Consider the following 22869-nt stretch of genomic DNA (forward strand, 5'->3'; position numbering starts at 1 on the left):
GAGGAACCGGTCGGCGAAGGCGTCGACGACTTTCTCACGAGCGTGGGCCGCCCCGCCTCCTTTCACGAGTGCGTCGCCTGCGACCTGGTCGGCCCCGTCGATTGCGACGTCGATGCCGTCGACGTCGTCGAGGTCGACGAGCGGGATGTCGCACTCGCGGGCGAGTTCACGGGACGCGAACGAGGTCGGAACACCTCGAACGTCCACGCCGTCGGCGACGAGGTCACCGATGGCGCGGATGGCGAAGGCTGTGGTGCTGCCGGTTCCGAGGCCGACGACCATGCCGTCTTCGACTGCTTCGACCGCCGCTTCCGCGGCGCGGCGCTTCTGGTCGTCGGTTCCGCCAGTCGTCTTCATGTCTCTGGCGACTCGGGCAGCGAGTAAAAATGAACCTGAAACGGGACGGGAGGCGTGCGTCCAGCCTCCCGGTCAGAGGCGGTCTAAAACCGCGTCGGCGTCGTAGGCGAGCGAGATAGACCGCGTTCGTCCGCGGCCTTCGATTTCGGTGTACCGCGCTTCGATGACGCCGAGTTGGTCGAGTTTGTTCACGAGTTCGGAGTAGCGCGTGTACCCCAGTCCGGTCTCCTCGTTGAACGCCTCGAACACCGCGCCGGCGCGTTCGCCGTCGAACTCGGCGACGACCCGGACGAGTTCGCGTTCGGGGTCCGACAGGCCACGGAGACACCGCGAGAGGTGGACGTACTTCGACTTGTCGTAGGCCGCGTCCACGTCTTCCATGTCCACCGTCCGCGACGCACGCATCTCGGCGTGGAGGCCGGCACGACGGAGTAAGTCGATACCGACACGCAGGTCACCGCTCTCGGCGGTGAGTTCGGCCACCCGGTCGAGTTCCGGGTCGCCGATGACGTCCTCGTGGAACCCGCGCTTGCTTCGTCCGCGGAGGATGTCGACGATTTCGTTCACGTCGTAGCGGGGGAAGAACACCTCTTCGGGCCGGAAGACGCTCTGGACGCGTCCGTCGAGTTCGTCGATGACGTCGAGCGAGAGGTCCGACGAGATGATGATGACGCCGATGCGCGCCCCGGAGTGTGCCTCGTGGGCGCGAAGCAGCGAGTAGAGCGTGTCGGACGCCTCGTTCTCGTAGAACAGGTAGTTCACGTCGTCCAACGCGACGACGAGCACCTCGTCGTCTTCGACCAGTCGGTCCGTAATCTGTCCGAACAACTTCTTGAACGAGATGCCCGACGACGGGGGTTCGTACTCGAAGATGTGCTCGAAGACGCGCGAGAACACGGCGTAGCGGGTCGAATCGACCTGACAGTTCACGCGGACGGTTCGGACGCCGGACTGCGTGCCCAACTCGCCGAAGAGTTTCTGTACGGCAGTGGTCTTGCCCGTGCCCGGTGGACCACGAACCATCGTGTTCAGGGGGCGAGAACCGCGAACTGCGGGGCGAAGCGCGTACTTCAGGCTCCGAAGTTGGCTCTCGCGGTGGTCGAACGTCTCCGGGACGTGGTCTATCTCGAAGACGTGTTCGTCGCGGAAGACCGTCTCGTCCCACGACAGCATCCCCTCTTCGGGGTCCTCCCTCATCGAGTAGAGTACCACGCGCCGGGGACTTAATCGTTTACCGGCGTTCGTCCGACGGGAGTGCCACGAGCAGCGTGAGACGGCATTGCCGTCTCACTGGCCATGCGGGCGACTTACAGGTCGCCCGCAGACGAAAGCGAGTGGAACGTCGTCGGGAGAGTGAGCGAAGCGAGCGGACCAGACGGGATTCTCACGGGCAGCGTGAGACGGCACCGCAGTCACCCAGAAAAATCGGACCCTCGTCTTCAGACGTGTCGCGTCAGACCACCGTCGACGCGGATGTTCTGGCCGGTTATGTAACTCGACTCGTCGGAGACGAGAAACGCGACAGTGTCGGCGATTTCTTCGACGGCGGCGGGTCGGCCCATCGGAATTCGCTCGCGTGTCTCGTCGCCGACTTCGTAACTGTCGGCGAACCCCGGGAGCACGCTGTTCATCCGCACGCCATCGGCCGCGAATCGGTCGGCGTAGAGTTTCGTGTAGGCACCAAGCCCCGCACGCAGGACCGACGAGACGGGGAAGTCGGGCGACGGTTCGTACGCCGAGAACGTGGAGATGTTGACGACGCTGCCGCCGTCGCCCTCGCGCAAGAGTGGCGTCGTGAGTCGGGCCATGCGGACGACGTTGAGCAAGACGAGGTCCATCCCCTCGCGCCACTCCTCGTCGGTGATGTCGAGCAAGTCGCCGGTCGGTGGGTGACCAGTGTTGTTGACGACGGCGTCGAGTCGGCCGTAGGTCTCCGAGGCGGCCTCGACCATCGCTGCGAGGTCGTCGGCGTCGGTCACCGAACCTTCGAAACCGACGCCACCGAGGTCTTCTGCGAGGTCGACCGCGGCACCGGACGTGGACATGAGAACTGGCGTGTAGCCGTCGTCTACGAGTCGGCGAGCGCATGCCGCGCCCATGCCGCGACTACTTGCAGTGACGAGTGCGACGGGGGAGTCGTGCATAGAGACGCCTCGGCCGGTTGCGTGAAAGAGATTCGTGAATCGGAACTTACCGAACCAGCGTGTAGACGCGGTAGACGCCGAACGCGGCGACGACGAGTCCGACGAACCCGACACCGAGGACGACGACATTCGCGTCACCCTGTGCGAGTGCGCCCACCGCCGGGAGGACGAGTGCGAACACCGCGATGGAGACGCCGAAGACGAGGAACAACAGATACACGGCCGTCCCCAACACGTCCCAGATGGCGTTCTTCGTGGCGTGGTAGACGACGTCGTACTGTCGTCGTTCTTCGGCGGAGAGCGAGTCAGAGGGCATGGCCGAAAGTGTTGTCGGACAATAATAAATAGTGATGCGCACCGCGACATGATTCAGTACGGAATGCTCCGCGAGGAGTGGGACAACGGGGGATTCATCGGGCCACAGCTGAAGTCGTGAGTCGTCCATGAACTCCCGGAGCGAGACCCGGAGTCGAGTCTGAACAGATAATCAGCTCTTCTGTCGAGATAATTTCTGCTTAATTGAACAGTCGAACGAGTAACTTTGTGTCAATCCATCGATAAGATACCGTATTCCTCTCGAGACGAGGCGCACTTCGTGAGACGCCGCGTGGGAACGTCACACTGGGACGCATCCCGGCTACGACATCTCAGAGACTGAGCGTGCTGCCTCGGAGAGAAGAACCAGGAGTTCGCCCAATGACTCACGTCGTACACGCCTGTGCCACACCTATCGCAGAGCGCCACCTGAACAGTGGGGCCTGCCGATGAGCCTCGTCATCTCTATCGTCGTCGTCGTGACGCTCCTTGGATTGTCCGCAGTACTGTATTCGAGCCGAGTCCAGAACTCAGAGCAGTATCAAGCCACGGTCGTTCCGCTCGCCAACATCATGGACATCGGGTTCGTCGCGATGACGCCGATTATCGTGTTCATCATCGGACTCGAATCGCCCATCGTCATGTTCGGGCTGTGTGCACTCGGGTTCGCGATGGGGTGGGTCATGCGGTACAATATCCGAGCGTTCGAGCCGGTGTCCGGCGAGAAAGGGACACTGCACAACGTCGCGCGCGTCGGACAGGCGTCGTTACTCGTCGCGTCGCTCGTAAACGTCGCCTACTACTTGCAGCTCATGGGAGGAGTCATCGTCCTCCTCATCGCGGTTCCGCTGGGTATCAACCTCGACCCCGGCGTCTCACGAGGGTCAGGGCTCGCGGTCCTCTCGCTCGTCGCCCTCGGGTTGATTGGGTTCGCCAGAGGACTCGACCAGCTCAACAATCTCGGTAACAAGACAACAGCGTTCAACCTCGCGGCCGTCACGGCAATCATCGTCGGGTTCTTGGCGTACAACGTCGACGTCGCCTTGGCAGGAAACTGGGCACTCCCCGATTACAACCCACCAGTAACCTCGGAAGGCCTCCGTCAGATTCTCGGCCTCTTCGCCATCGTTCAGGGCTTCGAGGCGTCTCGGTACATCGGCGACCAGTACAGCCCTGACCTCCGCATCAAAACGATGCGGTTGGCGCAAATTATCGCCACGATTGCCTTCGTCCTGTTCCCGCTGTCGGCCCTTCTTCTCTTTGCGGTGAACTCCCCAGGGACGGCCGACCCAATCGCAGTCGTTCTCATCGCCGGTGTGGCGAGTCCCTTGCTTCCGTGGCTCATCTTGTTTTTAGCGGTAGGAAGTCAAGCGTCGGCCGCGGTCAACGCAATCTCTTCACGTTCCGCAGTCATGATTGAACTCACAGAAGGAGGAGTCGAACAGCGCTACACCTATCCCATCCTCGCTATCGGGGCCATCGCCGTCGTTCTCGTCACCGACGTGCTCTCAGCTGTCGCAGTCGCCTCGCGAGTGTTCGCGGCGTTCTTCGCCGTGCAGTGTCTCATCGCGCTCGTGATGGCCTCGCGCGAAAACCAAATGGTACGATTCGTAGGCACCGGGCTGGTCGGTCTGGCGATGCTGATAATCGCTATCTTCGGGCTGCCGACCTGAGCTTGGCCCGGGAATCAGAACTTCTCCAGTAATCGCCCGTAGAAACTCGTCTCGCTCTCGCCAGCGAGTTTCTCGACAATCAACTCGGGCGTCGAACGCGCCAAGTGGTCCTTCACGGGCGACCGATTCACCACGAGTTCACCGTCTTCCAATCCTACGGCCTCGATACCGTCCACAGCGACGTCGACGTCTGCGGCCTCTCGAATCCCGCCTGCGAGGTGAGAGACGAACACCGCCGCCGCACCCTGCTCGGAGAGTTCTTCGAGGATACCGGCGATGATTTTGGCCGACGCACCGGGTTCGGTGATGCTCTCTAACTCGTCGACGAGGACGAGGCGGTCCGCCGCGCCGTCGGTGAGTGCAGCGAAGTCCCGGAGCGTGCTCTCGAACGCCCCGGCGTCGAGTGTCCCCTGCGACTTGGCGTAGTAGTGGAGTTCGGAGAAGCGCGAAAGTTGGACCGACTCCGCTGGGACGGGCAGTCCCATGTGGGCGAGGACGACGACGAGTGCCACGAGGTCCAGCGTCGACGTCTTCCCACCGCTGTTGACGCCCGAGAGGAGCGTGACACCCGACACCTCGTAGTCGACGGGGTCTACGTCCTCGAAGTCCACGTCGAGGAGCGGCGAGCGTCCCGCCTCGATGGTGAACGACCCGGTGCCGTCGTCACCGGCCGTCCCAGTGAACTCGGGGAAGACGCAGTCGAAGTCGCGGGCGAACCGTGAGACTGCGAGGCGCACGTCGAGTTCGAGGGCGTCGCGAACGAGCGTCTCCACCGGGTCGCGGAGGTCGCCGAGGTCCGACGCGAGGTCGGCTTTCAACTTCGCGGCGCGGCGGTCACGTGCGGCCTTCAGTTCGGTCCGCAGGCGACCCACTGCCGCTTCGTCGTGGCCGAGTGGAAACGACGGGTCTTCGGGGAAGATGCGGTCTGTCAGGTCGGCCTCGCCGGGTTGGAGCGCCAGCGAGTCGACGAAGTGGTCGCGGGCGGCGGCGAGTGCCTCGTCGAACTCGTCTTCGAGTTCCCGCGAGAGTAACGAATCGACGCGCGCGCCCTGTTCGACGAGCGAGAGGAAGTCGGTCCCCTCGATGGTCACGTCGCGTTCGCGAATCACGTCGCGGAGGTGGTCGTTGGCGACCGACTCGGCAGTCGAGACGGCGGTGTCGATGTCGTCGACGGCGTTCGAGAGTCGCTGGAGTTCGTCGTCGCCGACGATGGTACCGTCGTCGTCGAGACGAGAGAGTGCATCGCGTAGCGCGTCCACGTCGCACGGCGGGCCGATGTCCGCGACTTCGTGGACCTCGGCCGCGGCCTCCAGCGCCTCACGGTTCTCGGCGAAGAACGCGAGCAGTCGCTCGGGGACGACTTCGTCGGTCCGCTCTGCGGCATCCGGGAGGACGCGCACGTCGCCTTCGACGTCGATGCCGGCGAACGACTCGTCGAGGACGACGACTGTCGAGTACGAACGGGCGAGTTCGCCGATGCCGCGCGCGTCTTCGACGACTTCGATAGAGAGTTCCGGGAACGCCGCTTTCGCCTCGGCATAGCGTTCGGCGTCGGCAGTGGCGATACAGCGCTCGCGGACTCGGCGCGTCCGCGGGTCGGCCAGTGGTTCGACACCCGAGAGCGCCGCGAGTACGTCCGGGTCGGCATCCAAGTCCGTCGCGTCTGCGGCGAACTCACGGACTTCTTCGATGCGTGACTGCGACCCGGTCGGGAACAGCGTCTCCAGCCGTTTTTCGGCGTACGCCGTGACGGTTCGCGACTGCAAGAGGCCGAGTGCGTCGCGGTAAATCTCCCGCGCACGGTCGGTGGCGAGGAAGTCACCAGTGTCGTCGTGGTCGCGTCGAATCGCCCCGCGAGCGATGGCCGCGGCCCTGCCTTCTGTGAGACCCGGGGCTCGGGCGAGTGCGACCACGTCCCCCTCTTTGAGCGCCCGTTCGGCGTCGTCGAGTTCCGAGAGCGCTGCCGCCGTCTTCTCGCCGACACCGGGGATGGTCTCGAAGTCCATTCGGGCGGACCTATCGCGGCATAGGACAAAAAGTCGCGGGGTCAAACCGGAAGACAAAGAGAGAATTCTCACTTCGCGGTCGTTCGCGCCGGGGACGAGGGGCTTTTGACGGTCCACCGGGAAGAGAGGCCATGAGCGAGCGAGACGTCACGGCGAAGGCAGACGCGGCGCGCGAGGCACTCGCAGAGCGCGAGAGCGTCCTCGTCGCCTTCTCCGGTGGCGTAGACTCCAGTGTGGTCGCCGCACTCGCCCACGACGCCCTCGGGGACGACGCGGTCGCCTGCACGGCAAAGAGCGAGACGCTCCCCGAAGCGGAGTTGGACGACGCCAAACGCGTCGCCGACGAAATCGGCATCGAGCACATCGTCGTCGAGTTCTCGGAACTCGACAACCCTGACTTCGTCGTCAACGACGACGACCGGTGTTACCACTGTCGGACGATGCGCCTCGGTCGAATGTACGAGGCCGCACGTGAGCGCGGTATCGAGACGGTCTGCGACGGGACAAACGCGTCGGACCCCGGCGAAGGTCACCGCCCCGGCCTCCGCGCAGTCGAAGAGTTGGAGGTCATCTCTCCACTACTCGCACACGACATCACGAAAGACGAGGTCCGTGCCATCGCCGACGAGTACGACCTCTCCGTCGCCGACAAACCCTCGATGGCGTGTCTCTCTTCGCGTATCCCGACCGGCCTCGAAGTCACCGAGGCGCGCCTCTCGCGCGTCGAACAGGCGGAGAACATCCTCCGAACGTGGGGCTTCGAGCAGTTCCGCGTCCGCGACCACGACGGCCTCGCCCGCATCGAAGTCGCCCCCGAGGAGTTAGAGCGCGCGCTCGACCCAGATTTCGTCCGCGCGGCCCGCGACCACATCAAGGACGTCGGCTTCGACCACGTCACGCTCGACTTACACGGCTACCGCACGGGGAGTGTCAGCCCCGCGGCCGACGGTGACGACGACGAAGACGACTTCCTCGTCGACGACGTGTTCGCGCAGGACTACCCGATGCGGAAGTAAGCAGTCGGCGCGTTCGGCCCGTCAGCTGATTTTGGTGTCGACGACGAATCCGACACACCTGTGAGCGCCGTCGCTCTCTCTGCCAGAACATCCCGAGAAGGACCGACAGGTCTGTTACGCCGTCAGGAAGCGCGTCTCGTTCTCGGCGACGACGTGAACCAACGGGTCGCCACCGTCGTCGTTGCGTTCGACTTCGAGTTCGCACAGACTCCCGTTGTCGAGCGGTTGCGACTGCATCGCCTCGACGATGTCGAGTCCTTTCAGGTCGCCGAGTGTGAGCCGAATCGGCGTTCCGTGGGTCACAACGAGGACGGTTTCGTCGGGTTCCAGCGACGCGGCGAGTCCTTCGCGTGCGGTGAGGACGCGGCGGCGAACCTCGACGAGGCTCTCACCGCTCGGCGGTCGCTCACGCGCAGCAGGGGTGCCGACTGCCGAGAGGACGTACTGCGGGTACCGTTCGACGAGTTCGTCGAACTCGAATCCCTGGAGCGACCCGACGTCGCGTTCGCGCCACGACGGGTCGAGGACCGGTTCGACGCCGACTTCGCGGGCGATTGGACGGGCGGTTTCTTGGGCGCGTTCGATATCCGATGTGACGAGGCGGTCGACCTCGTACGAGTCTGCGACGTGTCGAGCAAGCGCGTGCGCTTGGTTGCGACCACGGTCGGTGAGCGAGGTAGGGGCCCACCCCTGCACACGCCCTGCGTGGTTCCACGTCGTCTCGCCGTGACGGGCGAGAAGGAGGGTTGCCATACGTCCGTGTGTTCGTCACCAGCAATGAACGTTCCGCGCCGAGTACCACGCGCGAGATTCACGGTCTTCGCCCGCGAATAGACGTGTATGGCACGTGAAATCACGACGAGCATCGAAATCGACGCCCCACCGGAACGAGTGTGGGACGTCCTCGTCGACTTCGACACCTACGACGAGTGGAACCCCTTCATGCGCATCGCTGGGCGGGCGAACGTCGGCGCGACACTCGTCGTCCACCTCAGGCCACCCGGTGGGCGCGAGTCCGTGTTCGAACCCGACGTGACGAAGTGCGAGAGACATCGAGAGTTCCGGTGGCTTGGCCACCTGTTCGTGCCCGGACTCTTCGACGGCGAACACCAGTTCCGCCTCGAACCGCTCGACGGCGGGACGAGAACCCGATTCGAGCACGCAGAGACGTTCTCGGGCATCCTCGCGGGACCCATCCTGTGGTTCATCGGTGACAAGACGAAGGCGGGGTTCGAAGCGATGAACGAGGCACTAAAGGTTCGCGTGGAGGGTCTCGTCGCCGCAGAGGAGCGAAAAGAGGCAGAGTCGGTGTGAACGCACGCGACGACTCCGACCATCGTGACGTAGACTAGACGATTGAGGAGAGACGTTCCGTACTCGGGTGAACGGCCCCACCAGCGAGTGTCCCCAAACGACTAAATGAAATCTTGCCGACTGAGTTGTCAGGATGTGTCGTCTCGCCGAACCGCAGAGGTGTTGCGATGTCCGGTGACGAGAGCGGTGTGTTCGTCCGTGGTGTGCGCCACGCAATCGAGTACCCGAACCTAACGTACCGATTACTGTTCTACCCGCTCGTCGGGTTCGTCTGTCTCGTGTTTCTGTTTCCCCTGTACTGGCTCTTCGTCCTCTCGGTCACGCCGGACGCCGCAGTTGCCGAACTCGGTGCCTTGCCAAACGAGGTGACACTGAACAACTACCTCGTCGTCCTCTTCGGAACGTCCTTCCTCAGGCACCTGTTCAACGGACTCGTCATCGCCGGTGGGACGACAGTCTTCGTCGTCTTCGTCGGTAGCCTCGTAGGATACGCTTTCGGCAGACTCGAATTCCCCGGACGGCGACTCTTGCTGTTGCTCACGCTCGGGCTGGCGTACGTGCCGCCAGTCGCGTTCTTTTTACCCGTCTATCGGCTCCTGACAGGGAACGTCTCGCTGTCGCTCGGCAGCATCGTCGTCACCAGTCCAAACGTCTACAACACACCCCTTTCGGTCGGACTCCCGCTGAGTGCGTTGACGATGCCGCTCGCCATCTTCATCCTCACTGCCTTCTTTCGGCAGATTCCAGACACACTGGAGGACGCCGCGCGAGTCGAAGGAGCGACCCGACTCGGCGCACTCGTTCGGGTGGTGATGCCGTTATCGAAGCCCGGCATCGCAACCGCGGGCGTCTTTACCTTCATTCAGGTGTACAACGAGTTCTTCTACTCGTTTCTCATGACCGACGGCGATGCATCGAGTTGGGCACCGCTCATCTGGGCGCTGTACGACCTGCGACTCTCGCTGGCAGTCTTCGGTGCCGCAGGCTCCATACTCGGATTGCTTCCGGTCGTAGTGATACTTCTCCTCGCAAACGAACGGTTCATCGAGAGCGCGGAAGCAGGGGTTGCGACGAGACTCGAGTGAGGACAAAAAACGCGCGGCCGCCGCTCAGTTCCCAGTCCACCGCAACACGGCGAGGGTTCCCTCGAAGAGCGTAATCATCGTCGCCGCGATGATGATGGGTGCCATCCCCGTCGGGTCGGGGCTGACGAGGAACGCGAGGCCGAGGAACGCGCCCCAGAACAGCAGGCGGCGGTTCTCAAGCCACTCGCGCGTGACCAACTTCATCATGATGGCCAACTCCACGAACAGTGGAATCTGGAAGACGATGGCCATGTAGCCCATCAAGATGAGGATGAGGTTGAACGTCTCTTTGAGGCCGAACGCGATGACTGCCGTCCCTTCGGTGTACGAGGTGAAGTACGCGAAGATGGCCGGCAGGACCACGAAGTGGGCGAAGGTGACGCCGATGAGGGCGAGAACGAGACTCGTCGGCACCGCCGCGAGGTAGTATTTGCGCTCTTTGGGGTACAGACCGGGGCGCATGAACAGGTACGTCTCGTAGACGAACACGGGAAGCCCGATGACCGTCCCGGCGAGACCGGCGACTTTGAGTTTCGTCAAGATGAGTTCGAGCGGGCCGTAGAGGCGCGGACGACGGTCGGCAATCGCGTCGGCCGCCGGGATGTGCGTGTTCCAGAGGAAGTTGATGACGTCCGTCGCACTCGGAAGTCCGGTGTTCACGTACGCGTTGAGGATGTCGGCACCGGGGAAGAGGATGAGCGTGATGAGACCGGCGACACCGAAGACGACGGCCAACCGACGAATCATCTCCTCGATGTGGTCGGTCAGCGGCATCTCCTGGTCGCTCTCGGGTGCGCTACCGGCGATACCGTCGTCTAGCAAGTCGTCGCCGCCCGGTGCCGTTTCGGCGTCGATAGCGCCAGTCGAGTCGCTCGTGGCGACTGACGCGTCTTCTCCGTCGGTGTCGACGTGTTCGTCGCGGTCGCCGTCGATATCTTCGTCGCGGTCGCTGTCGTCTTCGGACTCGGCGTCTCCGCCCGCATCGTCGTCGTACGTGCCTTCCGGGACGTGTGAGAAGTGTTCGTCCTCCTCGAACGGGGCGTCAGGGTCGCCGACGACGAGCGTATCGTCGTCGTCGTCTTCGAACTCGTCGTCGAAGCCATCGTCAGTCGTGTCGACTTCCTCGGTGGAAGCGTCGTCACCACCCGCGTCGTCGCTCGTGTCGTCAGACTCGGCGTCCGGCGCTTCACGCTCGTCGGCGTCGGCAGGTTCGTCGGAGACGGTTTCCTCGCGTGGCGTCACGCGACCGTACACTGGTTCTGTCGTCGCCGGTTGTGCGCCGTCGCCGCTGGAGTCGCCTCCGTGGGACTCCTCACTGGTAGGTTCGCCGTCGGAGTCGTCACCGCGCGAGACCGAATCGGTGTCACCCGCGTCGTCCGAGACGTGCGTCTCGTCGGGTGGAGATGACTCCGCGTCGCGCTCCTCGTCCGCCATTCAGGTGACTTAGGCTTCCGGCCAGTTATAGGTCTTTTCGCATCGCTCCGGCGAACCGGGGGTTCCCACCCGAAAATACGGATGCGGTGAAAAAGATTGATAACCGCCAGACTGCTTTCCCCGCATACGTATGTCCAGCGCCCTCGACGAGGACACCCAAGAAGCACTCGCGGCAGGCCGTGAAACCGCGGGCGCGATGCTCCGAGCGGCGCAAAAAGACCTCCAGAAGGTCTTTATCGTGTTCCTCGTCGGGTTCCTCGGGTCGTTCTACGCCCTCAGACTCTACATCTGGGACTTCTTCAAAGGCGTCACAGTCGCACAGATGGACGCCGCAACCGAGGGGAACCTCGAAATTATCGCACAGACCCCCTTCGACGTCATCCTCTTACAGGCGAAAATCGGCCTCGTCGTCGGGATACTCATGGCTGTCCCGCCGTTTATCTACTACGCTCGAGACGCGTTGAAAGCGCGCGGTGCGTGGCCGCAGTCACCGATTGCACTGTGGAAACTAGCGCTCATCCTGCTCACGATGGTCGTGCTGTTCGTCGCCGGCGTCGCCTACGGGTACTTCGTGTTCTTCCCGTTCACGTTCGCGTTCCTCGCGCAGAACGCGCTGTCTGCGGGCTTTACGCCGACGTACTCCATCGTGAAGTGGGCGCAGTTCATCTTCCTGCTCACGCTCTCGTTCGGGTTGGCGAGCCAACTTCCGCTGGCGATGACTGGTCTCTCGTACGCGGAAATCGTCCCCTACGAGACGTTCCGCGACAAGTGGCGCCACGCCGTCGTCGGTATCTTCGCGTTCGGTGCCCTGTTCACACCACCGGACCCGTTCACGCAGATTATGTGGGCTGTGCCGGTCATCTCGCTGTACGGCTTCAGTCTCTACCTCGCGAAGGTGGTCGTCACGGCCAAACGCGGCAGCGCGAAGATGGACGTCAAGGCGACTGCGAGGACCCACTGGAACGTCCTCGCGGGAATCGGCGTCGTCGCTGGCCTGCTCGTCTACGCGTTCTACGAGTACGGCGGCATCACGGTCGCTAACGCCGGCCTCGACGCGGTCGGAAGCGACTACGTCTTCCTCACGCCTGGGTCGCAAGCCGTCCTGGGTGCGTTCGTCGTCTCCGGCGTTCTCGTCGGTGCTGCTCTCGGTATGGCGTACTTCGTCTATCGCGACATCGAACGGCTCGAACGCACCGAAGTCGGTGTCGGCGACCCGTCGAAGCTCGACCTCGGTGCGCTCGACGTGGACGGCATCCGCGCCGCCCCGCCAGAGGCGTTCGCCGACCTCGACGAAGACGAAGCGATGGGCCTCGCGTCCGCCGCAATCGACGACGGCGACACGGCGAAGGCACAGGCAATTCTCGACCGATTCGACGAAGCAGAAGCGGACCGTGAGGCGGCACCGGAGGACGCGGCCGACCAACCCAGCGAAATCGAAGACCGGACGACCCGTGCCGGTGGCGCGTTCTTCGACGAACTCACCGGCGGCGAGACGGACGAAGACGACATCGGCGGCTACTACAAGGACATCGCGTTCATCGTAGACTCGCTCACCTCCCGGGCGTTCTGGCTCGTTGGCTGGTTCATGGCCGTGCTCGCGATTACTTTCGGGTGGCTCTACACCGGCGGTATCCGAGACGTGTACGAAGACTTCCTCGGCCGTCTGCCCGCCGTGGTGACCCCCGAAGAAGTGCTGAACGTCGTCGCCCTCCACCCGATGGAGGCACTCATCTTCGAGGTGAAGTTCTCGACTATCTTGGCCGCGTTCGCGACGATTCCGCTCCTCGCGTTCTTCGCGTGGCCCGCACTCCGCGAACGGAACGTCGTCCGACAACGTCGCCGGACTGTGTTCCTGTGGACCGGCGCACTCGCCGGTGGCCTCCTCGGTGGGTTCGCTCTCGGGTACAGTTACGTCGCCCCGACGGTCATCACGTTCCTCGTCGAGGACGCCATCGCGGCGGAGATGATTATCGCCTACCGCATCACCAACTTCTTCTGGCTCATCTTCTTCACGACGGCCGGAATCGGCATCCTCGCCGACGTCCCCATCCTGATGGTGCTCCTCAACACGGCGGGCATCACCTACGACACGATGCGGGACCGCTGGCGCGAGGTGACGGTGCTCATCCTCGCCCTCTCGGCCATCTTCACGCCGGCGAGCATCACGACGATGTTCATGGTGACGATTCCGCTGATGGCCGCCTACGGCATCGGACTCGGGGTCTTGTTCGTGATAACGTTCGGCGGCCGGCGCAACCTCGCACCCGCCCGTGGGGCCGCCGAATAGGCCGCTCGACGGGTGTTCCCCCATATTTTGCCGCAGCAGACTGTTGAAAAGGCGTAAGTATTCTCGAGATAATCGCCCAGTATGGCCAAGATTAGTGTCGAGATCCCCGACGAACTGCTCGCCGATTTGGACGAGCACGTCGGCGACGACAAGAAGTTCGTGAATCGAAGCGACGCGGTCCGCTCGTCGATTCGCAAGAATTTGGACATCCTCGACGAGATCGACAAACGACACAATCGACTGGTCGACGATGAGTGAGGGGCACTCCAACGTCGGCCAAGTCGTTCTCGTCGGTCTGTTCGTCACCGCGCTGGCGACGGCGCAGTTGACGGCGTCGAAGTTGCTGGCGATTCCGCTTCCGTCCGCACTCGGCGAACTCCCACTCGTCGGCGCGACGATTGTTCTCCCGGGCGCAGCGCTGGCGTACGCACTCACCTTCTTCGCGTCGGACTGCTACTCCGAACTGTACGGCCGGCGTCCAGCGCAGGTGATGGTGAACGTCGGGTTCGCGATGAACTTCGTCCTGCTCGGACTCGTCTGGAGTACCATCGCCGCACCCGCAGCGAACCCCGAGTTCGCGGCCAACTTCGCCGACGTACTCGCCTCGGGGACGAACATCGTCGCCGGCAGTCTGCTCGCCTACCTCGTGAGTCAGAACTGGGACGTCATCGTCTTCCACGGCATCCGTGACCTGACCGACGGCGCGTTCCTCTGGCTTCGCAACATCGTCTCGACGGCGACGAGTCAGGCTATCGACACGGTCATCTTCGTCGGCGTCGCGTTCTACGTCGCACCCACGGTTCTCGGCATCGGACAAGCGCTGCCACGGAACGTCCTCGTTAGCCTCATCGTGGGGCAGTATCTGCTGAAACTCCTCATCGCAATCGTCGACACCCCGCTCGTCTACGGCGTCGTCGCGCTCTTCGGGAGCGAATCCTCGTCGTCCGACGACGGGTGGGTCGCCGACTGAAAACTGGGTTTCGTCGCGCGGCTTATCTCTTTTGGTAGCATACCACACAGGTGATGAGCGTTGAGCACCGCGTCCGCCTCACCGAGCGCGACGGGATGGAGATGGGGGTTCGATGTCCGAACTGCGAGACGTACACGTCGTTCGGCGACATCCTGGCGACAGGACACTGTCGCGGCGGGTGGAAGGGATGTCAGACCGAACTCCGAATCGACCTCGTGATACTGGACTAATCGAGTGGGCACAGACCGACAGTGACGAAGGGTTCTCCGTCGAGCGGAGCGCCCGAGTGGGCCGGCACAGTCTGTGAGAGAACGTAGAGAATCGAGTACCGCAGCAGAGACGCGAGCGAGGCGCGTTCAGTCGTCTAGCGGTTCGGCGAACGCGAACCGCGGTTTCACGTCGGTGATGCGGACACGCGGCGTGTCGCCGGCGTCGACGCCCGAGACGAAGACGGTGAAGTCTTCCACCTTGGCGATACCGTCGCCTTCGCTGCCGACGTCGACGATTTCCACGTCGAGTTCGTCGCCCTTGCGGACCGGTGCGGTGAGGAAGTGCTTGCCGACGAGGTACTGCTCGGACGAACTGTCGCGTGACGCCTTCGGGCGAATCGACCGCACGTACTGGAACTCTGTTTCCATGTCGGCGCGGAAGTCCGCGAGGTCCTGTCCATCGAACACCTTGACGGCGAAGTCGCCGCCAGTGGCGAGGAGTTCCTGTGCGACTTCGAACGCCTGTCGAGCGAGGTAGACGGAGCGAGCGTGGTCCAGCGAGTACTCGCCGGTCATGTTCGGTGCCATGTCGGAGACGACAGCATCTGCGCCGCGCTCACCGATAATCGCGGTGAGTTTCTCTTTCGTCTCGTCTTCGGTCATGTCGCCACGGATGGTCTCGACGTTGTGGAGGTCGAGACCGCGGATTCGCTGGAGGTCGACACCGACGACTTTGCCGTTGGCTTTGACCCGTTCGGAGGCGACCTGTAGCCACCCACCGGGGGCGGCACCGAGGTCGACCACCGTGTTTCCGGGGCCGAACAACCCGACTTCCTCGTCGAGTTGTTTCAGTTTGTAGGCCGAACGGGCGCGGTAGCCCTCCTGTTTGGCCTTGTTGTAGTAGTGGTCTTTGCGCGCCATAGTTCGTTGCGCGTCAGTAGCGTATCAGGCCGTATACCGCCTTCGGCTTGCCGTGCAGGCCGTGCGAGTGTCTCCCACGCTGTCGGGGTGAGTCGCGTCAGGCCTCACCCACGAGTTCGTCGAACAGTGCCGAGACGCGAGCCTCGATGTCGTCGCGAATCTCGCGGACTTCGTCGAACGGTCGGCCATCGGGGTCGTCGAGGTCCCAGTCGCGGGCGTCGCCGCGCCACGTCATGGGGCAGATTCCCTCCGCCGAACACCCCATCGTGACGACGATATCGACGTCCATGATCTCGTCTTGGTCGATGGCGCGCGGCGTGTTCCCCGCGAGTTCGAATCCGTTCTCCGACATCACTTCGACCACCTCGTCGTGGACGTGGTCGGCGGGGTCGGTCCCGCCCGTGACGATGTCGATTCTGTCGCCGACGCCGCGTTCGTCGCGTTCACGCCGCGCGAACGCCGTCGCCATCTGGCTTCGACCGGCGTTCTGGACACAGACGAACGCGACACGAGTCTGCTCGGTGTGGGTCATATCTACCCAATTGTGCAATCACCCATATGAGCGCATCGAAGCCGGAGACGCCAGAATTCGCTAGTTTCGGTATTTTGTGGACCCATGCCAATAGTAGTCATTGTGAGGTGTCGGGAGACGAAGTACCGACCAGAGATTGGGTCGGGTGTCGGTCGCGCTGTTTGGGTCGCGCACGCGAGAGGGCGTGCGGGAACATCATATGGTTAGTCCAAATCAGGAGTATTTTTAAGACGCCTGTCGTACGACGGCACATATGTTCAAGGCCATCGTGAGTGCCGCGACGCTCCGGGACGCGCTCGACTCAGTGAGCGTTCTCGTCGACGAGTGTAAGATTCGACTCAACGAGGAGGACCTCGCCATCCGCGCAGTCGACCCCGCGAACGTCGGCATGGTGGACCTCACGCTCGACGCTGCAGCGTTCGAATCCTACGAGGCTGACGGCGGCGTCATCGGTGTCAACCTCTCGCGACTCGAAGAAGTCGCCGGCATGGCGGGTTCGGGCGACCTCATCCACCTCACGCTCGACGAGGAGACGCGTAAACTCAACATCCGCATCGACGGACTGTCCTACACGCTCGCGCTCATCGACCCCGACTCGATTCGGCAGGAACCCGACATCCCGGACCTCGACCTGCCCGCGAACATCGTCCTCGAAGGCAACCACCTCGACCGGGGTATCAAGGCGGCAGACATGGTCTCCGACCACATCCGTCTCCGCGTCGACAGCGCCGAAGAGACGTTCCACGTCGAAGCAGAAGGCGACACCGACGACGTCGACCTCTCGCTTCCCCCGTCGGACCTCATCAGTATCGAGGCAGGCGACGCCGACTCGCTGTTCTCGCTCGACTACCTGAAGGACATGAACAAGGCGATTCCGTCGGACGCCGAAGTGACCGTCGAACTCGGCGAAGAGTTCCCGGTCAAACTCCACTACCAGATTGCCGAGGGCATGGGCACCATCACGTACATGCTCGCCCCGCGCATCCAGAGCGACTAACGACGCGTCCCCACCTCTTTCAGCACTCAGACACCAGTGAGCGGCGGCGCTCTCGTGTCTGTGTCTCCCTCCGGAGACGGTATGGGTTGAACGTCAGGATGACGCCGAGTCGGCGTGCCGAACGCCGTCGTCATCGTCGCCGCCGTCGCCATCATCACTGTCGAACCGACACCAGTGTGGAAGCCTGACTGTGGCCGTCGTCCCCGAATCGACGTCGAACGTCAGTCTGCCACCGAGTGCGTCGACGGTCCAGCGAACTGCCCACAGACCGAGTCCACTGCCGTGTTTGAGTGGGGACTCGCCGCCCGTCTCGACGACTGTTCGTTCGTAGTCTGGGACGCCCGGGCCGTCGTCGCTGACGCTGACGACCAGGTCTGTGTTCTCCTCGCGGAGTGTGACGCGCACTGTCGGGTCGTCGCCGCCGTGTTCGAGCGCGTTCTCTACGAGTTCACGCACGACGAGTTTGGCCGCCGGTTCACTGCCGGAGGCCAGAAGCGAATCGGGAGCGTCCACCGCCACGGACCCACCGTCGAACTCGGAGCGAACTGGTGTGATACACGACCGGACCGTCTCTGCGGCGTCGAAGCGGGCGCTGGCGTCGATACCAGCCATGACGCGTTCGACCGTCCGGGCCTTCTCCCCGAGCGAGAGCAAGGCGTTCGACCGCGTCCGAATCGTCTCGGTGATGTCCTGTTCGTCCGGTGGGAGTCTGTCTGAGACCATGTCTGCGTACCCCATCACGACGGTCATGTCGTTTCGGAGGTTGTGTCGGAGGACGCGGTTCAGCACCTCCAGACGCTGCCGGCGACGGACGCGTCCCGTCACGTCCGAGATACTGACCGTCCGACCGAGGCGACGGTCGTGCTGGTCTGTGACCGGCGACATCGTCACCTCGTACGTTCGTCGTCGACGGTCCACGGTCACGTCGACGAGTTGTCGGTCCTCGTCTGGGTCGACGCCGGGGAGGACCGTCGGGAGTGGGTCGAACAGGGCCGACCCGATGTCGAACTCGAGGAGCGAGGTTGCGGCGGCGTTGGCGTCCACGATGCGGCCCTCCCGGTCGAGGACCAAGATGCCGATGGCAACGTCGTCGATGGCGGCACGCCGCCCCAGTCGCCCCGTCGCCGGCGAGAGGCCGAACAGTTGGAAGCGATAGAGTGCGTATCCGAACGTCACGCCCGTCACGGAGAGGGCGATTGGCGTGAAGTTCACCATGGGAAACGGGCCGAGTCCGAAGGTGTGGGCGACGTGGGCGACAGTCGGCGCAGTGGACCCGATTGCGAGTGCGACGGCTTGCTCACGGTAGCGAGAGAGTCGTTCCAAGAGCATCCCGACGACGAGGACGATGCCGGCACCGATGATGACGTATCCGTAGACTGCGTGGACGTAGTACCAGAGGTTCGGGTCGAACTGGACCGTCGCCGCGCCGAACACGGGTTCGAGTCGGTAGTTCGACCACAGGAGGCCGTGTATCGGATTCGTCACGAGTGTGACCACAGTGACCGCCGGGAACAAGAACAACCCGACGACGAGGCGACGCGACGCGAGTTCGCCACGACCGGTGTACGCCAGCGAGAAGGCGAGCCACGCCGGCGCGATGATTCCCTGTGCGATTTCGATAGGCACCTGAAACCAGATACGAAGGTCCGGGTCGAACGTGACCAGAGCGAGCGCGTACGACCCTGCCCACAGCGTCGCTGCCAACAACAGAACCGAGAACCACCTCGACCCGGGTTCGGTCCCCTCCCACCACGCAACCGTCGCGATGGACCCAGAGACGCTGGCCGCGATGATACAGAGTATCACCAGGGGAGAGACCGAAAGCACGGGTAGGTCTCAGTCTGCGCCGGCCTAACGTTTACGGGACTCGGTGGGGCGCACACGTCATTCTCCAACCACACGAGGGCGTCGGGCAACCGACGCGAGGACGTAGACGACGGGCACGATGAGAATCGCCCCGACGACGAACGGCGACCAGTAGGTCAGGACGTACAGCGCGGCCATCGCGGGCGGGCCAATCGTCCGCCCGAGACTCCCAGCGCCCTGTGTGACGCCGAACGCGTTCCCCTGTTTCTCGGCCGACGCGGACGTCGAGACGAGCGTCGAGAGCGAGACGTTCAACATCCCGTTGCCGAACGACAACAGTGCGCCGACGAGGAGGAGCGCGAGGAGTTCTTGGGTGAACCACGTGGGTCCGCCGACAGTGGGGAGGAACTGCCCGATTTCCGGCGAGAACGGGAGGAAAGCCAGTGCGAGCATGAGGCCCGTCGCGCCGACGACTGCGAGTTTCGCCTCCGAGTAGCGCCGCGCGAGTTGTCCGACGACGACACCCTGATTCAGCGTACCGAGCAGGCCGATGTACGTCAGAAACAGCGCCGTCTCGGTTTCGCCGTAGCCGTAGATGTCCGCCGCGAAGGGGATGAACATGACCTGAATCCCCGAGAACGCCACCGAGACGACGAAGAAGGAGACGACCAGTCCACGCAAGTTGTCGTCGGAGAGGGCGTCGCGGAACTGCGTCACGAGCGTCGTCGTCGACGACCCGGCGGGCGCGCGTTGTCGGTCCGGTTCGCGGAGGAAGACGAACGCGAACACGAGACTAATGAGACTCAACGCCGCCGCGGTGAAACTTGGCAACGAGAACCGCGTCGCAGGCACGACTGCCGGAAGCACGTCGCGGGCGGCGGTGACCACCGGGTCTGAGGCCATGAGGCCGCCGATGGCCGGGCCGAAGATGAATCCGAGACTGAACGACGCGCCGATGAGTCCGAGTGCGCCAGCACGGCGTTCTGCCGGCGTAATGTCGGCGATGTACGCCTGCGCCGTAGCGATGTTGCCGCCCATCGCGCCCGCGAGCATCCGCGACGTGAAGAGCGTCGCCACCGCGAGCGTCGTTCCGAAGAGGAGGTCGATTTCGCCCGCGAGGCCGAAGACGGTCCACGCGAGGACACTCCCGACCAGCGAGAGCATGATGACGGGGCGACGGCCACGCTGGTCGGAGATTCGGCCGAGGATAGGCGCGAAGAGGAACTGCATGACGGAGTACGACGCCGCGAGGAGACCGATGAACACGTCGCTGACGCCGAAACTGCGGACGTAGAACGGGAGAATCGGGATGACCACGCCGAACCCGAGGAGGTCGATGAAGACGATGGCGACGACGACGGCGAGGGCGCGTCGCGTGCCCGCGGCCGTGGAATCCGATGGTCCAGAAGCCTCGGAGACAGATGCCGATTCTGGAGCGCTCACGACTCACCAGACGCGCGACAAATCCCTAACCATTGCGCCCGAGACGCGGTGAAAATCGAGTGTCGTGAACAGCAGGGACGAGAGCAGCCGAGCGACTCAGGCCCGGTATCGGTCGATGATTCGCTTCGCCGAGGTGGCTTTCTCTTTCCATCCGTACCCGGCGTCGTAGACGTGGCGCTTCTTCTCGACGAGTTCTTCGGGTGTCGCCTCTTCGAACCCGCCGCGGTCCCACGTCCCCGTCTCGCGTAACCAGTTCACCACGTTCTCGCGGGTCTCTGGCCACGACAGGCCGACCATCTCGTACCACGCAATCATGGCGAAGACGGCGTTGTCGTGACACCCCGGGACGCTCCCGTAGCGAAAGAGCGTCCGCATCGGTTCGTGCGTCGGTTCGGACACTTCCTCTCTGAACTCTTCGGCGGTGAGGAGACGGAGGACACCGGAGTTCGCCTCGGAGATTCGCTCGTCGCGTTTGAGTCGCGTGAGCGCGGATTGCTGAAGCGCACCCCACTCGCCCGGTGCCTCGCGGCGAAGCGTCTCTTCGTCGCACGGCCCGCCGGTGAGGACGGACACGATGTCGACGTAGGCGCGTTCGACGTCCACCCACGGCGTTCCCTCGAACTGACAGTCGGCGTCGTGGAGGCTCGTCGTCGCGCGGCAGTCCGGGCACGGATAGTCGAAGTGCGGCACGTGAGAGGGTGAAGAAGCGGTCCGTAATAGGTTGTGTGATGCGTCGCCGCCACGAGACTCTGCTGGCGCACCGACTCGCCAGCGACGACCCGGCATCCGACCCACCGGGAGATTCGTCGCGTTTATCGGGTGGCACCCGGAACGTGGCGGTATGCGGATGCGCCCGCTCCACGCTCGATACCCGTTCTTCGCCACCGCCCGAGAGGCGGTCGAATCGGCAGACGTGGCTATCGCGACGCTCGTCGCCGAGGACGCCCCAGCAGTCGAGCGTGGGGTCGAACGCGTCGAACGCGCCCTCATGGAGGGCACCGTCGAAGCCGAGTCACCTTACTCGTGGGACACGAAGTCCGAACTCCTGTCGTACCCCATCGCCCGAATCATCGTCTCACTGGTCGAGACACCCGCGGCGGTGGACAAGTACGCCCGCGCAGAGGCGGAGACAGCCTACGAACGCATGGTCGCCGACTTCGAGTCCGGCGACGACGACATCAACAGCGACGCTCGGGCGAGTCTCGACGACGTGCTCCGCGAGTTCGACCTGACCGACGCGGTACGGGCCGAACCGGCCGAGAGCGCCCATCGCGGCCCAGACCACTACTGGGTCGACGTCGGCCCGTACCTCACCTACTGTGACCCCGACTGGGGCGACGACTGGCGACTCGTCAACCGTGCACTCGCCGACGGCGCGGTTCGCGTCGCTCGCGAGGAACTCTACGACCTGCTCCGAGAGGCCACGCGCCGCCGCGTCGCCGAGGGGCTTCCGTTTTCGGTCCGTGGAAGCGACGCGGGCGACCAACTCGCGTCAGCCCTCCAACCACACGTCGAGCGACTCCGAAACCTGCTCTCGGACCGAGGGTCGGTCAACGTCGTCTACACAGATACGGTCGAACCCGACCTGTTCCCGCCGTGCATCGAAGCGCTCCTGACGCAGACGAGAGACGGTGACGAACTGCCGAACGAAGCAGCGTTCACGCTCGCAGCGTTCCTCGTCGGCGTGGGTCTCGACCCACAAGCGGTCGGCAGCGTCGTCGGCGACGAACACGCCGAGTCGCTGGAGACGCGCGCGACTATCCTCGCAGACTCCAGTGGGTCGCAGTACGCACCGCCGACCTGTGAGACGATGCAGGCGTACGACCTCTGTGTGAACCGCGACGACCGCTGTGAGACGATTTCGCACCCGATGAAATACTACGAGACGGCGACGCAGGACGCGGCGGCGAACGACGCAGCACCGAGCGACGCCGACTGAGACACCACGGGTGGCGACGGCCGAAGACGACGACGAGCGACTGCTGTTGCTCAGAACCAACGTGGAACGTGGTGGCGATGACGCCGGTGACAGCCGTCACCTGAATCGTCGCCGAGAGACCTCAGGACGAACGAGAGAGCCAGACGCCGATACCTGCCATCACGAGGACGAACGCGGTGATAGCACCCACGAGAGCGAGGCCGCCCATCTCGACCAGTCCGCTCTGGTTGTAGGTCGCACCGATGCCGACGATGAGGGCGATGAACACCCCGACCGCGACCATGGAGACGACAATCTTCCGACGCATCTCCGCTTCGATAGCCATGCGACGACGTATCCGCGGCCGTTCTAAAAGGGCTTCGATGGGTCGATGACCGACGAGAGCCACTCAGGAGGTCGATTTCCCCACAGAACGAGGGTT

23 protein-coding genes are annotated in these 22869 nt (G+C 63.7%); 10 read left to right on the forward strand and 13 right to left on the reverse strand.

Annotated features, from left to right (window positions below; all coding sequences use genetic code 11):
- The 4 genes from rpiA to AUR66_RS05345 all read right to left on the reverse strand — a co-directional run.
- The coding region (rpiA, locus tag AUR66_RS05330; protein ID WP_082682135.1) for a ribose 5-phosphate isomerase A at positions 1 to 357 on the reverse strand (357 nt) is incomplete at its 3' end.
- 72 nt (positions 358 to 429) lie between these two features.
- The gene (locus AUR66_RS05335; RefSeq protein WP_058571491.1) at positions 430 to 1554 is read right to left on the reverse strand and encodes an ORC1-type DNA replication protein; all 1125 of its coding nucleotides are present in this window, start codon (positions 1552 to 1554) and stop codon (positions 430 to 432) included.
- A gap of 242 nt (positions 1555 to 1796) precedes the next feature.
- The gene (locus AUR66_RS05340; RefSeq protein ID WP_058571456.1) at positions 1797 to 2501 is read right to left on the reverse strand and encodes an SDR family oxidoreductase; all 705 of its coding nucleotides are present in this window, start codon (positions 2499 to 2501) and stop codon (positions 1797 to 1799) included.
- A 46-nt stretch (positions 2502 to 2547) separates the two neighbouring features.
- Positions 2548 to 2817: a hypothetical protein gene (locus tag AUR66_RS05345; RefSeq protein ID WP_058571457.1), complete on the reverse strand. Its 270-nt coding sequence runs from the start codon at positions 2815 to 2817 to the stop codon at positions 2548 to 2550.
- A 448-nt stretch (positions 2818 to 3265) separates the two neighbouring features.
- Here AUR66_RS05345 and AUR66_RS05350 point away from each other — a divergent pair, with 448 nt between their 5' ends.
- The gene (locus AUR66_RS05350) at positions 3266 to 4489 is read left to right on the forward strand and encodes a hypothetical protein (RefSeq protein WP_058571458.1); all 1224 of its coding nucleotides are present in this window, start codon (positions 3266 to 3268) and stop codon (positions 4487 to 4489) included.
- A 14-nt stretch (positions 4490 to 4503) separates the two neighbouring features.
- Here the strand turns inward: AUR66_RS05350 and AUR66_RS05355 are convergent, their stop codons facing one another.
- Positions 4504 to 6495 (reverse strand): MutS-related protein, encoded by a 1992-nt coding sequence (locus AUR66_RS05355; RefSeq protein WP_058571459.1) that lies wholly within the window; start codon positions 6493 to 6495, stop codon positions 4504 to 4506.
- Positions 6496 to 6626: 131 nt separating this feature from the next.
- Here AUR66_RS05355 and larE point away from each other — a divergent pair, with 131 nt between their 5' ends.
- Positions 6627 to 7511: an ATP-dependent sacrificial sulfur transferase LarE gene (larE, locus tag AUR66_RS05360; protein WP_058571460.1), complete on the forward strand. Its 885-nt coding sequence runs from the start codon at positions 6627 to 6629 to the stop codon at positions 7509 to 7511.
- Between the two features lie 114 nt (positions 7512 to 7625).
- Here the strand turns inward: larE and AUR66_RS05365 are convergent, their stop codons facing one another.
- Complete coding sequence (locus AUR66_RS05365; RefSeq protein WP_058571461.1) at positions 7626 to 8264, reverse strand: histidine phosphatase family protein; 639 nt, start codon at positions 8262 to 8264, stop codon at positions 7626 to 7628.
- Positions 8265 to 8351: 87 nt separating this feature from the next.
- Between AUR66_RS05365 and AUR66_RS05370 the strand changes: the two genes are divergently transcribed.
- On the forward strand, positions 8352 to 8825 hold the full coding sequence (locus tag AUR66_RS05370) for an SRPBCC domain-containing protein (RefSeq protein ID WP_058571462.1): 474 nt from the start codon (positions 8352 to 8354) through the stop codon (positions 8823 to 8825).
- A gap of 167 nt (positions 8826 to 8992) precedes the next feature.
- Complete coding sequence (locus tag AUR66_RS05375; RefSeq protein ID WP_058571463.1) at positions 8993 to 9910, forward strand: carbohydrate ABC transporter permease; 918 nt, start codon at positions 8993 to 8995, stop codon at positions 9908 to 9910.
- Positions 9911 to 9934: 24 nt separating this feature from the next.
- Here AUR66_RS05375 and AUR66_RS05380 read toward each other — a convergent pair whose 3' ends face one another.
- The gene (locus AUR66_RS05380) at positions 9935 to 11344 is read right to left on the reverse strand and encodes a twin-arginine translocase subunit TatC (protein ID WP_058571464.1); all 1410 of its coding nucleotides are present in this window, start codon (positions 11342 to 11344) and stop codon (positions 9935 to 9937) included.
- Positions 11345 to 11474: 130 nt separating this feature from the next.
- Here AUR66_RS05380 and AUR66_RS05385 point away from each other — a divergent pair, with 130 nt between their 5' ends.
- The 4 genes from AUR66_RS05385 to AUR66_RS21785 all read left to right on the forward strand — a co-directional run bounded on the left by AUR66_RS05385 (position 11475) and on the right by AUR66_RS21785 (position 14831).
- Positions 11475 to 13631 (forward strand): twin-arginine translocase subunit TatC, encoded by a 2157-nt coding sequence (locus AUR66_RS05385; protein ID WP_058571465.1) that lies wholly within the window; start codon positions 11475 to 11477, stop codon positions 13629 to 13631.
- Positions 13632 to 13712: 81 nt separating this feature from the next.
- Positions 13713 to 13889, forward strand: a complete 177-nt coding sequence (locus tag AUR66_RS05390) for a ribbon-helix-helix domain-containing protein (RefSeq protein ID WP_058571466.1) — start codon at positions 13713 to 13715, stop codon at positions 13887 to 13889.
- The gene (locus AUR66_RS05395; RefSeq protein ID WP_058571467.1) at positions 13882 to 14601 is read left to right on the forward strand and encodes a queuosine precursor transporter; all 720 of its coding nucleotides are present in this window, start codon (positions 13882 to 13884) and stop codon (positions 14599 to 14601) included. Before AUR66_RS05390 ends, AUR66_RS05395 begins: the two co-directional genes overlap by 8 nt.
- Positions 14602 to 14654: 53 nt before the next feature.
- A complete protein-coding gene (locus AUR66_RS21785) occupies positions 14655 to 14831 on the forward strand; it encodes a hypothetical protein (protein WP_197409681.1) in 177 nt (58 codons plus the stop codon).
- Between the two features lie 126 nt (positions 14832 to 14957).
- On the opposite strand, the gene AUR66_RS05400 is transcribed toward AUR66_RS21785, so the two are convergent.
- Positions 14958 to 15731 (reverse strand): 23S rRNA (uridine(2552)-2'-O)-methyltransferase, encoded by a 774-nt coding sequence (locus AUR66_RS05400; RefSeq protein ID WP_058571468.1) that lies wholly within the window; start codon positions 15729 to 15731, stop codon positions 14958 to 14960.
- Positions 15732 to 15828: 97 nt separating this feature from the next.
- A complete protein-coding gene (locus tag AUR66_RS05405; RefSeq protein ID WP_058571469.1) occupies positions 15829 to 16263 on the reverse strand; it encodes an arsenate-mycothiol transferase ArsC in 435 nt (144 codons plus the stop codon).
- A 253-nt stretch (positions 16264 to 16516) separates the two neighbouring features.
- On the opposite strand from AUR66_RS05405, the gene AUR66_RS05410 reads away from it, so the two are divergent.
- Positions 16517 to 17260, forward strand: a complete 744-nt coding sequence (locus AUR66_RS05410) for a DNA polymerase sliding clamp (RefSeq protein WP_058571470.1) — start codon at positions 16517 to 16519, stop codon at positions 17258 to 17260.
- Positions 17261 to 17353: 93 nt separating this feature from the next.
- Here the strand turns inward: AUR66_RS05410 and AUR66_RS05415 are convergent, their stop codons facing one another.
- From AUR66_RS05415 to AUR66_RS05425, 3 genes are all read right to left on the reverse strand, one after another.
- Entirely contained in the window at positions 17354 to 19066 is a 1713-nt protein-coding gene (locus tag AUR66_RS05415) for a histidine kinase N-terminal 7TM domain-containing protein (protein ID WP_231727765.1), read from the reverse strand.
- Between the two features lie 78 nt (positions 19067 to 19144).
- A complete protein-coding gene (locus tag AUR66_RS05420; RefSeq protein ID WP_058571472.1) occupies positions 19145 to 20509 on the reverse strand; it encodes an MFS transporter in 1365 nt (454 codons plus the stop codon).
- A gap of 96 nt (positions 20510 to 20605) precedes the next feature.
- Positions 20606 to 21199 carry a DUF7474 family protein gene (locus tag AUR66_RS05425; RefSeq protein ID WP_058571473.1) on the reverse strand — a complete coding sequence of 198 codons (594 nt, stop codon included), beginning with the start codon at positions 21197 to 21199 and terminating at the stop codon, positions 20606 to 20608.
- Between the two features lie 157 nt (positions 21200 to 21356).
- On the opposite strand from AUR66_RS05425, the gene AUR66_RS05430 reads away from it, so the two are divergent.
- Positions 21357 to 22448, forward strand: coding sequence for a DNA primase large subunit PriL (locus AUR66_RS05430; protein ID WP_157533004.1), 1092 nt, complete (start codon positions 21357 to 21359; stop codon positions 22446 to 22448).
- A 121-nt stretch (positions 22449 to 22569) separates the two neighbouring features.
- Here the strand turns inward: AUR66_RS05430 and AUR66_RS05435 are convergent, their stop codons facing one another.
- Positions 22570 to 22773 (reverse strand): DUF7472 family protein, encoded by a 204-nt coding sequence (locus AUR66_RS05435; RefSeq protein ID WP_058571475.1) that lies wholly within the window; start codon positions 22771 to 22773, stop codon positions 22570 to 22572.
- Positions 22774 to 22869: the final 96 nt, after the last annotated feature.

The organism is Haloferax profundi (assembly GCF_001469865.1).
Lineage (GTDB): Archaea > Halobacteriota > Halobacteria > Halobacteriales > Haloferacaceae > Haloferax > Haloferax profundi.

Coding starts and splice junctions, on each gene's coding strand:
- AUR66_RS05365 (WP_058571461.1), bottom strand. CDS start 8,264: ATGGCAACCCTCCTTCTCGCCCGTCACGGCGAGACGACGTGGAACCAC.
- AUR66_RS05350 (WP_058571458.1), top strand. CDS start 3,266: ATGAGCCTCGTCATCTCTATCGTCGTCGTCGTGACGCTCCTTGGATTG.
- AUR66_RS05385 (WP_058571465.1), top strand. CDS start 11,475: ATGTCCAGCGCCCTCGACGAGGACACCCAAGAAGCACTCGCGGCAGGC.
- AUR66_RS05355 (WP_058571459.1), bottom strand. CDS start 6,495: ATGGACTTCGAGACCATCCCCGGTGTCGGCGAGAAGACGGCGGCAGCG.
- AUR66_RS05340 (WP_058571456.1), bottom strand. CDS start 2,501: ATGCACGACTCCCCCGTCGCACTCGTCACTGCAAGTAGTCGCGGCATG.
- larE (WP_058571460.1), top strand. CDS start 6,627: ATGAGCGAGCGAGACGTCACGGCGAAGGCAGACGCGGCGCGCGAGGCA.
- AUR66_RS05345 (WP_058571457.1), bottom strand. CDS start 2,817: ATGCCCTCTGACTCGCTCTCCGCCGAAGAACGACGACAGTACGACGTC.
- AUR66_RS05380 (WP_058571464.1), bottom strand. CDS start 11,344: ATGGCGGACGAGGAGCGCGACGCGGAGTCATCTCCACCCGACGAGACG.
- AUR66_RS05395 (WP_058571467.1), top strand. CDS start 13,882: ATGAGTGAGGGGCACTCCAACGTCGGCCAAGTCGTTCTCGTCGGTCTG.
- AUR66_RS05375 (WP_058571463.1), top strand. CDS start 8,993: ATGTCCGGTGACGAGAGCGGTGTGTTCGTCCGTGGTGTGCGCCACGCA.
- AUR66_RS05370 (WP_058571462.1), top strand. CDS start 8,352: ATGGCACGTGAAATCACGACGAGCATCGAAATCGACGCCCCACCGGAA.
- AUR66_RS05430 (WP_157533004.1), top strand. CDS start 21,357: ATGCGCCCGCTCCACGCTCGATACCCGTTCTTCGCCACCGCCCGAGAG.
- AUR66_RS05400 (WP_058571468.1), bottom strand. CDS start 15,731: ATGGCGCGCAAAGACCACTACTACAACAAGGCCAAACAGGAGGGCTAC.
- AUR66_RS05390 (WP_058571466.1), top strand. CDS start 13,713: ATGGCCAAGATTAGTGTCGAGATCCCCGACGAACTGCTCGCCGATTTG.
- AUR66_RS21785 (WP_197409681.1), top strand. CDS start 14,655: ATGAGCGTTGAGCACCGCGTCCGCCTCACCGAGCGCGACGGGATGGAG.
- AUR66_RS05410 (WP_058571470.1), top strand. CDS start 16,517: ATGTTCAAGGCCATCGTGAGTGCCGCGACGCTCCGGGACGCGCTCGAC.
- AUR66_RS05435 (WP_058571475.1), bottom strand. CDS start 22,773: ATGGCTATCGAAGCGGAGATGCGTCGGAAGATTGTCGTCTCCATGGTC.
- AUR66_RS05405 (WP_058571469.1), bottom strand. CDS start 16,263: ATGACCCACACCGAGCAGACTCGTGTCGCGTTCGTCTGTGTCCAGAAC.
- AUR66_RS05335 (WP_058571491.1), bottom strand. CDS start 1,554: ATGAGGGAGGACCCCGAAGAGGGGATGCTGTCGTGGGACGAGACGGTC.